At 63.6% G+C, this 14,956-nt stretch carries 10 protein-coding genes; 7 read left to right on the forward strand and 3 right to left on the reverse strand.

Going from position 1 to position 14,956, the window contains the following annotated elements; all coding sequences use genetic code 11:
* The first annotated feature begins 221 nt into the window (after positions 1-221).
* Positions 222-4,598: a CheR family methyltransferase gene (locus AQZ50_RS14615; RefSeq protein ID WP_082703686.1), complete on the forward strand. Its 4,377-nt coding sequence runs from the start codon at positions 222-224 to the stop codon at positions 4,596-4,598.
* 21 nt (positions 4,599-4,619) lie between these two features.
* Here AQZ50_RS14615 and AQZ50_RS14620 read toward each other — a convergent pair whose 3' ends face one another.
* From AQZ50_RS14620 to AQZ50_RS14630, 3 genes are read right to left on the reverse strand one after another with little or no spacing between them, the layout of a single operon-like run.
* Positions 4,620-5,177 carry a general stress protein gene (locus AQZ50_RS14620; RefSeq protein WP_067747405.1) on the reverse strand — a complete coding sequence of 186 codons (558 nt, stop codon included), beginning with the start codon at positions 5,175-5,177 and terminating at the stop codon, positions 4,620-4,622.
* Positions 5,178-5,206: 29 nt separating this feature from the next.
* Entirely contained in the window at positions 5,207-6,655 is a 1,449-nt protein-coding gene (locus AQZ50_RS14625; RefSeq protein ID WP_067747288.1) for a glycosyltransferase family 4 protein, read from the reverse strand.
* Positions 6,655-6,834 carry a hypothetical protein gene (locus AQZ50_RS14630; protein ID WP_067747290.1) on the reverse strand — a complete coding sequence of 60 codons (180 nt, stop codon included), beginning with the start codon at positions 6,832-6,834 and terminating at the stop codon, positions 6,655-6,657. Before AQZ50_RS14630 ends, AQZ50_RS14625 begins: the two co-directional genes overlap by 1 nt.
* 666 nt (positions 6,835-7,500) lie before the next feature.
* Here AQZ50_RS14630 and AQZ50_RS14635 point away from each other — a divergent pair.
* From AQZ50_RS14635 to AQZ50_RS14660, 6 genes are all read left to right on the forward strand, one after another.
* On the forward strand, positions 7,501-8,064 hold the full coding sequence (locus AQZ50_RS14635) for a lipid-binding SYLF domain-containing protein (protein ID WP_082703676.1): 564 nt from the start codon (positions 7,501-7,503) through the stop codon (positions 8,062-8,064).
* 101 nt (positions 8,065-8,165) lie between these two features.
* Positions 8,166-9,269 carry an OmpA family protein gene (locus AQZ50_RS14640; RefSeq protein WP_067747294.1) on the forward strand — a complete coding sequence of 368 codons (1,104 nt, stop codon included), beginning with the start codon at positions 8,166-8,168 and terminating at the stop codon, positions 9,267-9,269.
* 87 nt (positions 9,270-9,356) lie between these two features.
* Complete coding sequence (locus AQZ50_RS14645) at positions 9,357-10,655, forward strand: glycoside hydrolase family 130 protein (protein WP_082703677.1); 1,299 nt, start codon at positions 9,357-9,359, stop codon at positions 10,653-10,655.
* Between the two features lie 61 nt (positions 10,656-10,716).
* On the forward strand, positions 10,717-13,254 hold the full coding sequence (locus tag AQZ50_RS14650) for a phosphoketolase family protein (protein WP_255354628.1): 2,538 nt from the start codon (positions 10,717-10,719) through the stop codon (positions 13,252-13,254).
* Positions 13,251-14,288 carry a class I fructose-bisphosphate aldolase gene (locus tag AQZ50_RS14655; RefSeq protein WP_156427382.1) on the forward strand — a complete coding sequence of 346 codons (1,038 nt, stop codon included), beginning with the start codon at positions 13,251-13,253 and terminating at the stop codon, positions 14,286-14,288. The genes AQZ50_RS14650 and AQZ50_RS14655 overlap by 4 nt, the downstream gene beginning before the upstream one ends.
* Complete coding sequence (locus tag AQZ50_RS14660) at positions 14,285-14,878, forward strand: histidine phosphatase family protein (protein ID WP_067747297.1); 594 nt, start codon at positions 14,285-14,287, stop codon at positions 14,876-14,878. The genes AQZ50_RS14655 and AQZ50_RS14660 overlap by 4 nt, the downstream gene beginning before the upstream one ends.
* The last annotated feature ends 78 nt before the right edge of the window (positions 14,879-14,956 follow it).

A 14,956-nucleotide genomic window follows, 5' to 3' on the forward strand; every position in this document is an offset into this window, starting at 1 on the left:
GGCCTTGCGCCCCGCTAACCGCATTCCCGATTTCGATCAACGCGCTCAATGCGTCACCGCCCGTCATCGCGGCAATCGGATCACGACCGGCATTATCCATGCGCTGTTGCGCGATCGACGTGATATGGTTCCAAAGCTAAGGGGAACACTATGAGTCATCGCGTGCGCTGCAAAGCCACCACCATGGCGATCGGGCGAAGCCGTTGAATCCGATCGAGGCCATGGCAAGCCTCTCGCAAGCGTTTGCCGCAAACGTTGTCATTGTTGCAATCGGAGCATCGGCGGGCGGATTGGAAGCGACGTCGCGGCTGCTCGACGCGCTGCCGGCAACGTCGGGCATGGCGTTCATCGTCGTCCAGCATCTCGACCCGACGCACAAGAGCCTGATGGTCGAATTGCTGGCCGAACATACCGCGATGGAGGTCATCGCGGCGAGCGAAGGTTGCCCGATCGTCGCCGATACGGTCTATGTCATCCCGCCGGGAAGCTATCTTTCGGTACGGGCCGGAGCCTTGCACCTGTCCCCGCCCGACGCGCACCACGGGGCGCGGCTTCCCTTCGATTACCTGCTGAAATCGCTGGCCCGATCCCACGGCGCACAGACCATCGCGATATTTCTGTCGGGCACCGGCGCCGACGGCAGCGCTGCTCTGCCCGCATTCAAGCGGGCGGGCGGCCAGGCCATCGCCCAAACCCTCGATGAGGCCGAATACGCGGGCATGCCGCACAGCGCGATCGACACCGGTCTGGTCGATCGCGTGCTGGCGCTCGCCGAGATGCCCGCCGCGCTGATCGATTTGGCCGGGCACAAGACGCCCCGGTCCGAGGACGCTATCCCGGCGGGCGCCAAGGACCCGGGCGGCGATCACGGGACGGATCTGGCGGCTATCCTGACGTATCTGCAACAACAGACCGGGCAGGATTTCCTGCCTTACAAGCCGGGCACGATGGCGCGACGGATCGCGCGGCGCATGGGCCTGCTGGCGCTGCCTCCGGGCGATCTCGTCGGCTATCTCGAACGCTTGCGCAAAGAGCCTGCGGAATGCGACCGGCTGGCCAGCGACCTCTTGATCAATGTCACCAATTTTTTCCGCGATCCCAAAGTGTTCGAGACGCTGGAAACCGTAATTCTGCCCGAAACGATCCGCCGGCTGGCCGCAGGGCAAGCGCTGCGGATCTGGGTGGCGGGATGCAGCACGGGCGAAGAGGCCTATTCAATGGCCATGATCTGCCACGATGCGATCGCCGGGACCCGGCGCGACATCAAGCTGCAGATTTTCGCGTCCGACGTCGATACCGACGCCATCGCGATTGCGCGCGAAGGATTTTATCAGCCCGATATTGCGGCCCATGTCCCGGCAGAGCGACTGGCGCGCCATTTCATCGCCGAAGAGGGCGGATACCGCGTGGCCCCTGCCTTGCGCGGGCAAGTGGTGTTTTCGGTCCAGAACGTGCTGACCGATCCGCCATTTTCGCGCATCAATCTGATCACCTGCCGCAACTTGCTGATCTATCTGAACACCCAGGCCCAGGCCAAAGTCCTCACGCTGTTTCATTTCGCCCTCGATGAGGGCGGCACGCTGGTGCTCGGGACATCCGAAACGGTCGGCAAGGCCGAAGACCGGTTCGCACCCATTATCGGCGCCGAGGGCTGTTATCGCCACATTGCCCACAGCCGTCAGGGCGAAGCCGGTTTTCCGTTCAGCTTCACTGACAAGCTGCCAGTGCTGGCACGTGACGACCGGCCCGCGCCGACCGCGCGACAGGCCAGCCTTGCCGACATCTGCAATCGCGCGGTGCTGGCCCATTATGCGCCCGCCGCCGTGCTGATCAATCGCCAGCACGAATGCCTGTTCTCGATCGGGCCGACGAACCGTTTCCTGCGCGTGGCGCCCGGCTATGCGACGCTCGATCTGCTGGCGATGGCCTCGCCCGCCTTGCGCACGCGGCTCAGGCTGGCGATCAACCGCGCCATCAAGGGCGAGCAGCGCGTCGATGGCGGTCGCACCCGCCTGACTGCCGATGGCGCCACGATCTGGTTCCGCATCTCGGTCGAATGCCTGGCCGAAACCGCCGACCATCTGATGTTGGTCTGCTTCGTCGAGGAACCGGCGCCGAGCGCACACGCAGCGACCGACCAGACGCCCACCGATCGCACCCGCATTGCCGAGCTTGAGCACGAACTGGCCGAAACGCAGGCCGACCTCCAGGCGTCGATCCAGCAACGCGAAATCACCAATCAGGAACACAAATCGATCAATGAAGAGGCTCTTTCGGTAAACGAAGAGTTTCAGTCCACAAACGAGGAACTGCTGACCTCGAAGGAAGAGCTGCAATCGCTCAACGAAGAGCTGACCGCGCTCAACAGCCAGCTTCAGGAAACGCTCGATCGCCAGCGGCTGGCGTCGGACGATCTGCAAAATGTGCTCTACAGTACCAATGTCGGGACAATGTTCCTCGACACGAAGCTGAAGATCCGGTTCTTTACCCCCGCGATCAAGCCGCTGTTCAATGTCATTGCCGGCGATCTCGGTCGGCCGCTCGCCGATTTGCGCCCCGTCGCCAACGATCCCGACCTGCTGATCGATGCGCAACTGGTGCTGACCGACGGCGCGACGATCGAGCGCGAAGTCGCAGCGCCCGACAATGTCTGGTTCATGCGGCGGATTTTCCCCTATCGGGCGCATGACAGCCGCGTTCAGGGCGTCGTGATCACCTTTGCCGACATTACCGAGCGCAAACAGAGCATCGCCGCGTTTGAAGCCGCAAGACACGAAGCCGAGCGCGCCAATGTGGCCAAGTCGCGTTTTCTGGCCGCCGCCAGCCATGATCTGCGTCAGCCGTTGCAAGTGCTGACGCTGCTCAAGGATCAGCTGGCCCATGCGCTGAACGAGGGCGATCCGGCCCGGCGGGCAGGCGATCTGTTTGCCCGGTTCGATCAGACGCTGCGCGGTCTGTCGGGAATGCTCGACGTGCTGCTCAATATCAACCAGATCGAAGTCGGCGCAGTCAATCCGCATCGCAAGGTCTTTTGCGTAACCGGGATGCTCGACCGGTTGCGCGACGAATTCATGCCGCTGGCCGAAGCGCGCGGCCTGTCGCTGACCGTGCTGCCGTCTGCTGCCGGCGTCGAAAGCGACCCCCTGCTGCTCGAACAGATACTCCGCAACCTGCTGGGCAATGCGGTCAAATATACCCGGCAGGGCAGGATCGTGATCGCCTGTCGCCATCGCGGCGGGAATTTGCGCTTCGAAGTGCGCGATAGCGGCATCGGCATCGAGGAAGACCAGCTTCAGGCGATTTTCGAAGAATTTCACCAGGTCGACAATCCCGCGCGCGACCGCAACCGGGGGCTCGGGCTCGGACTGGCAATCGTGCAGCGGCTCGGCGACTTGCTCGGCCATGTCATCGATGTCCGCTCGATCCCCGGCAAGGGCTCGGTCTTTGCCGTTACGGTGCCCTGCCGCACCGACGAAGCGTCGCCCCCTGGCGAGGCAGAGCCGCAGACTGGGCCGGACGCGGAAAATGCCCTTGCTCAAATCGACACAGTCCCGGCTCAGAGCGCACGTCATCGCTCTGCCATCTTCCTGGTCGAGGACGATCCGGATCTGCTCGACCTGCTGGCGCAATTGCTGCGATCCGAAGGGCACAGCGTCAGTTGTGCGCCGGATGCCGCCGTCGCGATGGAATTGATCGCGAAAGGGGCGATCAGGCCCGATATCCTGTTGACCGATTACAATCTGCCCGGCGGAAAGAGCGGGATCGAATTGCTGGTCAGCTTGCGCGCGATGCTGCGGCAGGATCTGCCTGCCATTATCCTGACCGGCGACATTTCGACCCAGGCCGTGGCGCAAATCGCCAACGAGGCTTGCGTCCATCTGAGCAAGCCGGTCGAACCGCAGGCGCTGATACGCGCGATCGAACAGCTCTGCCCCGATGCGGCCATCGCCTCGGCTTCCGGCGCCGCTGCGGCGGGAACGCCTGGGACGGGGGATCGAGCGTCTGTGACGTATATCATCGACGATGAGCCGCAAATTCGCCTGGCGATCCGTGATCTGCTGCTGAACGATGGGCAGGCGGTCATGGATTTCGCCAGCGCCGAGGCGTTTCTGGCAGCCTATCGCCCGGGCACTGCCGGTTGCTTGCTGGTCGATGCCCATTTGCCGGGCCTGAGCGGAATCGGCCTTTTGGGCAAGCTGCGCGCGCGCGGCGATCATGTTCCGGTCATCATGATCACCGGCGACGGCGATGTCGGGCTCGCGGTCGAAGCGATGCGCGCAGGGGCCAGCGAATTCATCGAAAAGCCGGTGGGCAGCGCCGATCTTTTGGCCAGCATCCACCGCGCGACCGCGCAATCGCGCGATATTCGCGTGGTCGACGAAGCCCATGCCGACGCCGCACAGCGCGCAGGGGCGCTGACCGCGCGGCAAAAGGAAGTCATGACCATGGTGCTGGCCGGACATCCCAGCAAGAATATCGCAGCAGACCTCGGCATAAGCCAGCGAACGGTCGAAAATCACCGCGCCGAAATCATGCACCGCATGGGCGCGAAATCGATTCCCGAACTTGCGCGCAAGGTTCTGATTGCCGGGGGGTGACCGAAGCCACCCCCCGATCCGTCATGCCGTCGCTGCGGCAGTCTTGTGAACCAGCCCTTCATGCACATCGACTTGCGATGCGCCGGCAGCCGCAAGAACCTTGCGCGCCGTTTCGATACGGTCGGGCGTATCGTGGGCAATGACCAGAAAGCCGTCGGCGGCAATCACGGTCTCGTATTGCAGCACGCTGTCCTTGGGGATGCCGATGCCATAGAGCGCGGCAGAAAGCGCGCTGACCCCGCCGACCGCAACCGCGCTTTCCAGCGCGGCGACGAGGATTGCCCCCAGATGGCCGAGCACGACCACCGGGCCAACCACCGGCGCGACCAGAAACACGCCGCCAAAGAACAGCCCCCACAGCCCGCCCCAGAATGCGCCGCGCGTGCCCCAGAAACGGACGCGATCGCCCTGATTGTAGAATCCGGTGATGTGTTCATCGGTGTGATAGCCTTTGCCGACCACGCTCAGGTGCGTGATGTCAAAGCCGGCAAGGCTGAGTTCCTTAATGGCGGCTTCGGCGGCGGCATGGCTGTCAAATGTGCCGACGGCGGCGGCAGGAAGCGGTTCGTGATCGGTCATCATAGCCTCGTTTCGACTGGGGGGCGTGCTCAGCAGGAGGGCAGAAGGGCTGTCCGGCTGTCGGGCTGAAACGTACCGGCAGCACCCTGTGCGCAGGAGCCTCGGAAACTACGCAGCGAAGGCAGGGATTCGGCAAACTGGGATTGGGCAAGCGGGGGAAGCGCGCCGCGAAAGCATTCGACATAGCGCGCGGCGGTCTCGGCCCAGACGGTCGGACGGCTGGCGGCATAGGCCTTGCGCCCCATCGCCAGCCGCGCCGCCTCATCGCCCAGCAGCGCGACCACAGCCTGGCCCAATCGTTCCGGATCGCCAAACGGGACGAGCACCCCGGAGCCATCGGCCAGCAATTCGGCCGCATGCCAATAGGGCGTCGAAACCACCGGTCGGCCCGCCCCGTGCGAATAGGCCAGCGCCCCCGATGTCAGCTGCGCGGCCATCGGATAGGGCGTGACATAGATGTCGCAGGCGGCAATCTGTTCGAGCAGTTCGGGGCGATCGACAAAGCGATTGATGAACAGGACATGGTTTTCAAGCCCCAGCGCGCGCACCCGCGCCTGCAGGCTTTCGCGATAGGCCTCGCCTTCGTCGCGCAAAAGGTGGGGATGCGTTGCGCCCATCAGGATATAGAGCGCATCGGGCGATCCGGCGAGGATCGCGGGCATGGCCTCGATCATCGTCTCGATCCCCTTGTTCCGGCCGATCAGCCCAAAAGTCAGGATCACTTTGCGACCGGCAAGGCCCAGCCGCCGCTTGGCCCGATCGGGAGTTTCGAACCGGGCATCGGGAATGCCGTGGGGAATGATCGCGATCCGGTGCGGATCTGCGCCAAAGGTTTCGATCAGGATGTCGCGCCCTTTGGCCGCCATGACCACGACCCGCGCCGAAGCGGCGAGGATCGCCTCCATCACCCGCCGTTGCGCCGCGTCGGGCCGATCGAGCACGGTGTGCAGCGTGGTGACCAGCGGAACCTTGAGCGCCGCGATCAGGCTCAGCAGATAGGCACCCGCCTCGCCGCCGTAAATGCCGAATTCGTGCTGCAGACAGACACAGTCGAAGCCATGCGCGTTGATGAATTCGCCGGCCGCACGATAGGCGCCCGGATCGGCCTGATCGATGCTCAGCACAACCGAATCCGGCCAGGCATAGTGACCGCCCGGATCGCACATGGCGATGATCGCCGTTTCGACACCATCGCCCAGCGCGCCGACAGCCATAGCAAGATCGCTGGTAAATGTCGCAATGCCGCAGCGACGCGGCAGCGAATTGCCGATGAAAGCAATCCGCAAGGGTCGGGCCGGTGCCTCGCGACCCGACCGGGGGTCAGCCGAGGGCAAAGGGCCCCGCGCAAAGCGCAAGGGCTCAAGCGTGCGTCCAAACAGTTCGCCTGCGGGCACGAGCGCCTGCACCCGGGCCGCCATGCCGTGTTCCGCCGTGCCGTGCCCCGACTGCTCCGCCATCCGGCGTGTGGTCACCGCCATCACGACGCGCTTTGCCTGAGAGCGGAAATACCCGCGCCGATATCGCGCTGAAACCGCTCGATGCGGCCAGTGCAGCGGTCGGCGGCAATCTGGTGGCGTTGGCGTGTGTGCAAATCCCCCGCCGCAGCGGCCCGCATCAGCGCCCGTTGCTGCATGCAATAGAGTTTGTTGAGATCCATTGTCAGCACTCCGCCGTTGGTTGCCGTTGCAGAAGAATAGAGGGCCGCAATCCGCGTGCGGACGCATTCCGTTCGATCATCGCCCCCCTGCCCTGAACTGCCTGCCCCGAACCGTCACAACGATGCGGTCGGCGTTCAGATGTCGTGCGCACCGGCTTTTGCCGAGGCTGAACGAGGTCCGATCCCGAAAGGCGTGCCGGCGGCGTTTGACCGCCGCCGGCACGCAGTGTGATGCTGCACGGCACTGACCGGGTCGAGATCAGGTCCGGCTGGGACACACCACATGAGGGTGGGGGAAGTGTGATCCCGTGCATCGAAAGCAACAATCAGGATTCGTTCCTTAGGAAGCGCCGGTCGAGCGGCACAGGCTCGGAATCTACCCACGGCCAACCCGCGTCATTGCATCGGGATTGTATCGGGCAAGCGGGGCCCCGAAAGCAGCCCCTTTCTGCGTATATTCCGAGGATATTCAAGCACCGAAATGACGTTCAATTACGGCACTCGCTCAGCTCAGGCATATATATGCCCTGAACGATCGATCGAGCATTATAAATAAATTTCGAATATATATTGTCCGTATCAAGCCATATTATTTGTGGTCAGTTTTGATCATATTGTGTAACGGCAATTATCGGGCATGAAAATTCCATATTGGAGCACGCCAGCATGACATTTCCCTGTCGATCTCTTGCCATGGCCGTAGTAGCCATGGCGGCCGTGTCGGGCCCGCTGGCAGTTTCTTCGGCGCAGGCTCGCTCCGCTGCCGAAATCACCGCCGAAGGCCGGCATGCGCTGCACCGGCTTGAAGCGCGCGAACCGCGTTCGCGCTTTTTTGCAAGCCATGCCAAGGCGGTGCTGGTGTTCCCCTCGATCTTCAAGGCGGGCCTGGTATTCGGCGGCGAAAGCGGGAATGGTGTCCTGCTGATCAACGGTCGCCCGGCCGGTTTCTACAATTTGTCCGGCGGGACCTGGGGATTGCAGATCGGCGCTGAAAAATTCAGCTATGCGGTATTCTTCATGAACGATTCCGCGCTCCGCTATTTGCGCAAGAGCGGCGGATTTGCCGCCGGCACCGGCCCCAGCATCGCCGTCATCAACAAGGGCGCGGGCGCAGAGGCCAATACGACGACCATTACCAAGGACGTCTATGCCTTTCCTTTCAATGAAAAGGGCCTGATGGCCGATCTGACGCTTCAGGGCACCAAGATCTCCCCCATTCACCCGCACTGATCGACAACACCAAATCCCGGCCCAAACCCGGGGGGCCCTGAATCAGGGGCCAAAGTTCCCGCCGAGGTTTTCGTCAACCTTGGCCAAACAATGGAAATATCATGAAAAAGCTCTTTATCGCGGCGGCGCTTGCGTCGAGCGCCCTGGCCGGGACGGCCTGGGCCGATGACACCGGCCCCTATGTCACCGTCGAAGGCGGCGCGGTCAAACAGGAACGTGCGATCGTCAGCACCGGCGGGGCCTATGATTACACCGATCGCTTCAAGACCGGCTGGGAAGCGGGCGGCGCGTTTGGCTATGATTTCGGCCACTTCCGCATTGAAGCCGAAGGTTTCTACGACCGTTCGGCGCTGAAGGAACAGGCCCGTCAGGTCGATGGCGGCATGATCGTCGCCACCAGCGGCAATGGTCTGGGCGGACACACCAGCACGAGCGCCATCATGGCCAATGCGCTGGTTGGTCTGGGCCATTGGGGCGGCATCAAGTTCTATGTCGGCGGCGGCGCCGGCTATGCCCGCACCCATCTGGTCGAATATACCGCCTACGCCGACCAGATCGACGATCATTCCAACGGCTTTGCCTGGCAGGGCCTTGCCGGGCTGACCGTGCCGATCAGCCACAATGTCGATCTGGGTGTGAAATACCGCTATTTCCGCCCCGACACGAGCCATTTCATCTCGGAAGTCGGCTTTGATCAGCGCGCTTCGCTCCGGTCGCATTCGCTGCTCGCAACGCTGACTTATAACTTCGGTCATTCGGCGCAAGCCGCGCCTGAGCCGGCTGCTGCTCCGCCGCCGCCTCCCCCGCCGCCGCCGCCTCCCCCGCCGCCTCCCCCGCCGCCAGTTGCCGTTTCCTGCAACAAGGGGCCCTACATCGTGTTCTTTGACTGGGACAAATCCGACATCTCGTCGGAAGCTGCGAACATTCTCGACAGCGCGATCCAGTCCTATGGCAATTGCACCTCGGTGCCGATCCAGCTTGGCGGCTATACCGACGCTTCGGGTACGGCCAAGTACAACCTGGGGCTTGCCGCTCGTCGTGACGATGCGGTCCAGGGATACCTGACCAGCCACGGCATTGCTGCCAGCGCGATCACCAGCCATGCCTATGGCAAGGCCAACCAGCGCGTGCCCACCGCCGACGGTGTGCGCGAACTGCAGAACCGCCGCGTGGAAATCACGTATGGTCCGGGCGCCGGCTTCTGAGCCTCAGCTCTCAGGGCCCAAATCCTTGAAACCAAAGAAAAGGGCCGCCTATCAAGCGGCCCTTTTTTTGCCTGCAATCGGCATGCCATGACCCCCGAGATCGCCCTGAACCATTCGCCGATCCTGCTCCACGCCGATCCTTTGCGGGTGGTGCTGCGGCCATTTACCCCGGCTGACGATCCGCCGCCGCCCGGCAGCGCCGTGCCCGGTCGCGCGCAGGGCCTGGCCAATCGCGTCCTGGCATTATCCGCACAAGACCTTGATGACGAGCTTGCCCGCGTGATCGCCAATTTCTCCGATCGCCACCGCAATATCGCCGATGTCCTGCTGCGCCGGTTCCATGCCATTGCCGGCACGTTGATCGCAGACCAGCCGATGAGCCTGACGCAACAGCACCTGATCGGCGCCTATTTCAGCGAGGAATATGCCTTTGAGGCCGCCGCGCTGTTCAACCCGAGCATTGTCGCCCATCCCGATCAAAGCCATGTCGCCCCCGGCGCCTTGCGCTTTATCCTGTCGCTGCGCGGCGTCGGCGAAGGGCACATTTCCTCGATCGCCTTTCGCACCGGCATGATCGGAGCCGACGGTTCGATCACGCTCGACCCCGCCAGCCCGCTCGCCACTTCACCCCACATCGAGATCCTGCAACCCGACGACAGCGGCGTGCGCCTGTCATGCCGGGAATGCCGGGACTTATCGGAAATCGTGATCTTTCCGATCACCTTGCAGCAAAGCCACGGCATCGAGGATTTGCGGCTGGTGCGCTTTGTCGAGGATGACGGCGCGGTCACCTATCTTGGCACCTACACCGCGTGCAGCGGGCAGGATATCCGCGAAGAGCTGTTGCAAACGAACGATTTTTCGACCTTTTTGCTGACTCCATTTCGCGGGACCGCAGCCGTCAACAAGGGCATGGCGCTGTTTCCACGGCGCATCGGTGGCCGCTATGCCACGCTTGGTCGGCTCGATCATGAAAACATCTGGCTATTGCGCTCGGACGATTTGCGGGACTGGGATGACGGTACAAAGATCCTCTCGCCACGGTGGATGTGGGAATTTGTGCAACTGGGCAATTGCGGCAGCCCGATCGAGATCGACGAGGGCTGGCTGGTGCTGATCCATGGAGTCGGGCCGGTGCGCAATTACTGCGTCGGCGCCTGTCTGCTCGACAAGGAAGACCCCGCCAAAGTGCTGGGCCGCCTCGCCGTTCCGCTGTTGCGCCCCGGCGCGCTGGAACGCGACGGCTATGTCCCCAATGTCATCTACAGCTGCGGCGCGCTGGTCAACGGGCGCACGCTGATCCTGCCTTATGCCGTCGCCGACAGTTTTTCCACCTTTGCCACACTGGCACTCGACGATCTGTTGGCCGCGATGATCCCGGAATGAGCACCCCCTTGCACAGTATTGGGTAGTTTCCGAACCTGCCTCTGCGGGCCGCATTCCCGCTATGCCCGTCACTCTGGACATCGCGCGTTTGGCCGAAGCCCGGATGAACGGAAAAGACCCGACGATGGACATGCAGCTTGCAGAGCGCGATCCGGCCCAGGGGCGCATGTTGATGGTACGCAGCGCGGGCCAGCCCACGCTCGATCCGGTCGAGGCCCGGCTGATCGATGCCTGGTGGCGCGCGGCCAATTATCTGTCGGTGGGACAGATCTATCTCTACGACAACCCCTTGCTGCGCGAACCGCTGACGCTCGATCATGTCAAGCCGATCGTTGTCGGTCACTGGGGCACCACACCGGGCCAGACGTTCATCTATGCGCATTTGAACCGGGCGATCGTCGCGGGCGATCTCGACATGATCTATATTGCCGGCCCCGGCCACGGCGGCCCGGCGCTTGTCGGCAGCACCTGGCTCGAAGGCAGCTACAGCGAAATCTATCCCGATGTGAGCCGGGACGAGGCCGGGATGAAACGCCTGTTCAACCAGTTTTCCTTTCCCGGCGGGATTTCGAGCCATGTCGCGCCGACCACGCCCGGATCGATTCATGAAGGCGGCGAGCTGGGCTATTCGCTGAGCCACGCATTCGGCGCGGCATTCGACAATCCCGCGCTGATCGTCGCCTGCGTGATCGGCGATGGCGAGGCCGAGACCGGCCCGCTGGCCACATCATGGCATTCGAACAAGTTTCTCAACCCCGTGACCGATGGCGCGGTGCTGCCGATTCTTCATCTCAACGGCTACAAGATCAACAACCCGACGATTCTCGCCCGGATCGATCATGCCGAGCTGGAATGTTTTCTGGTCGGGTGTGGCTGGGCACCGCTGTTTGTCGAGGGCGATGATCCCGCCGCGATGCATCAGGCGATGGCCCGCGCGGTCGATACCGCCATCGCCGAGATTCAGCGCATCCAGGATGCCGCCCGTCTGGGCAAGCGTCCGCCGCGGCAAGATTATGATGAGGGCGGGCGCCGTCCGCGCTGGCCGATGATCGTGCTGCGTTCGCCAAAAGGCTGGACCGGGCCCAAAGTGGTCGACGGACTGGCCATCGAGGGCACATGCCGCGCGCATCAGGTGCCCTTGCTGGTCGATCCCGCGCACCCCGACCATGTCGCGCTGCTCGAAGCCTGGATGAAAAGCTACCGCCCCGAAGAACTGTTCGACGCAGACGGTCGGCTGATGCCCGAAATTGCCGCGCTGGCCCCCAAGGATCATCGCCGCATGGGCGCCAATCCCCACGCCAACGGCGGCCTGTTGCTGCACGATCTGCACATGCCCGAATATCGCGACCATGCGGTCGCCCTGACGACGCCCGGCAGCGTCACCGCGTCGGACATGGGCGTGCTCGGCGGGTTTTTGCGCGATGTCGTGTCGCGCAATCAGGGGGCTGGACAACCGGGCACGTTCCGCGTGTTCGGCCCTGATGAAACAACCTCGAACATGCTTGGCGCGATCTTCGAAGTGACCGATCGACAATGGGAAGAGGCCATTATCGACAACGACCAATGCCTGGCGCCCAAAGGCCGGGTGCTCGATTCCATGCTGTCGGAACATCAATGCGAGGGTTGGCTCGAAGGCTATCTGCTGACCGGGCGCCACGGGGTCTTTGCAAGCTACGAAGCCTTTGTCCGGATCGTCGATTCGATGGCCAGCCAACATGCCAAGTGGCTGAAAGTCTGCGCCGAATTGCCGTGGCGCCGGTCGATCGCCTCGCTCAATTTCCTGCTCGCCTCGCATGTCTGGCAACAGGATCACAACGGCTATACCCATCAGGATCCGGGCTTTCTCGATCATGTCCTGAGCAAAAAGGCCGGCATCGCGCGCGCCTTTCTGCCGCCCGACAGCAATTGCCTGCTGGCCGTCGTCGATCATTGCCTGCGCAGCCGCGACCATCTGAACGTGGTGGTCGCGGGCAAGCATGTCATGCCCCAGTGGCTGAGCATCGAGGCCGCCGTGACCCATTGCGCGCAAGGCATCGGCATCTGGAAATGGGCGAGCAGCGACTGGAGCGATGACAGCGCCGAGCCCGATCTGATCATGGCCTGTTGCGGCGATACGCCCACGCTCGAAGTGCTGGCCGCAGTCATGATCCTGCGCGCGCAGCTTCCCGAAATCCGCGTGCGGGTGATCAATGTGGTCGATCTGGTCAAGCTGCAACCGATCGAGGAAAACCCCCATGGCCTGAACGACAGGGATTTCGATTCGCTGTTCACCCGGGTCCAGCCGGTCATTTTTGCCTTTCACGGCTATCCCGGCCTGATCCGGCGCCTGACTTTCGCGCGCGCCAATCGCAATCTGCATGTCCATGGCTATTGCGAAGAGGGCACGATCACCACGCCTTTCGACATCCGCGTGCAAAACGGGCTCGATCGGTTTCACCTCGTCATCGACGCGGTCGATCAGTTGCCCCACACCGGCAGCCGGGGCGCCTGGCTCGCCCAGACGATGCGCGACAAGCTTGCCACGCATACCCACCATATCGCCAGGCATGGCCTCGATCTGCCCGAGATTCTCGATTGGGCATGGACGCCTGCGGCATGATCGGCACGCTTGCCCGGATCGCAAGGCAACTGGTGGCCGACGGCAAGGGCCTGCTGGCGATCGACGAAAGCAACCCCACCTGCAACCGCCGCTTCGCCGCGCTGGGCATTGCCCAGACCGAGGATGCGAGGCGCGCCTGGCGCGAGCTGATCATCACCGCGCCAGGCCTTGGCGATGCGATCGGCGGCGTCATCCTCTATGACGAAACCATCCGTCAATCGGATCGCAACCGGGTCGGCTTTCTCGACCTGCTGGCCAAGGCGGGCATCGTTGCCGGAATCAAGGTCGACGCGGGCACTACCGATCTGCCCCGCTGCCCCGGCGAAAAAGTCACCGAGGGCCTCGATCGCCTGCGCCAGCGGCTGGCCACTTATGCCGCGATGGGCGCCCGCTTTGCCAAATGGCGCGCGGTCTTCACGATAAGCGCCCAGGGCCCGAGCGAGGGATGCATCATGGCCAATGCCCACACGCTGGCGCGCTATGCCGCGCTGGCGCAAGAGGCCGGGCTGGTGCCGGTGATCGAGCCCGAAGTGCTGATGGCAGGCCCCCACACCATCGGCCGTTGCGCGGCAGTGACTCAAACCGTGCTGCGCGCGGTCTTTGCGCAAGCGTGCGAACAGGGCGTCATTCTGGAAGGCATGGTTCTCAAGACCGCCATGATCTTGCCGGGAACGGATTGCCCGGTGCAGGACGGGCTGGAAGAGGTGACCACGGCGACGCTGACCACACTGCGCCGCGCCGTGCCCGCCGCAGTCCCGGCAGTGGTCTTCCTGTCCGGCGGACAAGGCGCGACACTGGCTTCGGCCCGGCTGAACGACATCAGCCGCCGCGCGCTCGATGCCCGCGCGGAGCACGCCTTGCCCTGGCCGCTGTCGTTTTCCTTTGCCCGCGCGATCCAGCAACCCGCGCTCGAAATCTGGCGCGGCCGGGATGATCATGCCGCCGCAGCGCAGGCGATGCTGGTCCATCGCGCCCGCTGCAACCGCGCGGCGCGGCAGGGGCAATACCGGCCGGATATGGAATTGGCTCCATGATCCTGCCAACCGTGATGCTGATCCGCCATGGCGAAACCGCCTGGACATTGTCGGGTCAGCATACCGGTCGCAGCGACATCCCGCTGACCGCGGCAGGCGAGCAAAGCGCGCGCGAACTGGCTCCGATACTGGCGCCGATCGCCTTTTCCCAAGTCTTCACCAGCCCGAGCCGGCGCGCGCGGCGCACGTGCGAACTGGTGCTCGCCGGGCGCTCCGCCGCGATCGAGCCCGATCTCGCCGAGTGGGACTATGGCCGCTATGACGGGCTCGACACCCGCCAGATCCAGGCGCAACAACCGGGCTGGAACGTCTTTCGCGACGGCGGCCCCGGCGGCGAAACCCCGGCCCAGGCGAGCGCACGCGCGGATCGCCTGCTTGATCGGCTGCGCGGGCTTGCCGGCACCATCGCGCTGTTTTCGCATGGGCAGTTCGGCTGTTTGCTGGGCGCGCGCTGGATCGGCCTGACCGGCGCGCAAGCCGACCATTTCGCACTCGAGCCCGCCTCGATCAGCGTGCTGGGCCCCAAGCCCGGCCATGGCGATGTGCCGGTGATCGCGCGCTGGAATGTGGTTCCCGCAGCAAGGCTGTGACAAGCGTTCCGCCACGGCTTGACTTGCGCGCGCCAAGGCTTTCGAGAAGGCGCATACAAGCCAAAGCGGAGCTGTGCA

This window comes from Novosphingobium sp. Fuku2-ISO-50, from assembly GCF_001519055.1.
In the GTDB taxonomy this organism is placed as follows: Bacteria; Pseudomonadota; Alphaproteobacteria; order Sphingomonadales; family Sphingomonadaceae; genus Novosphingobium.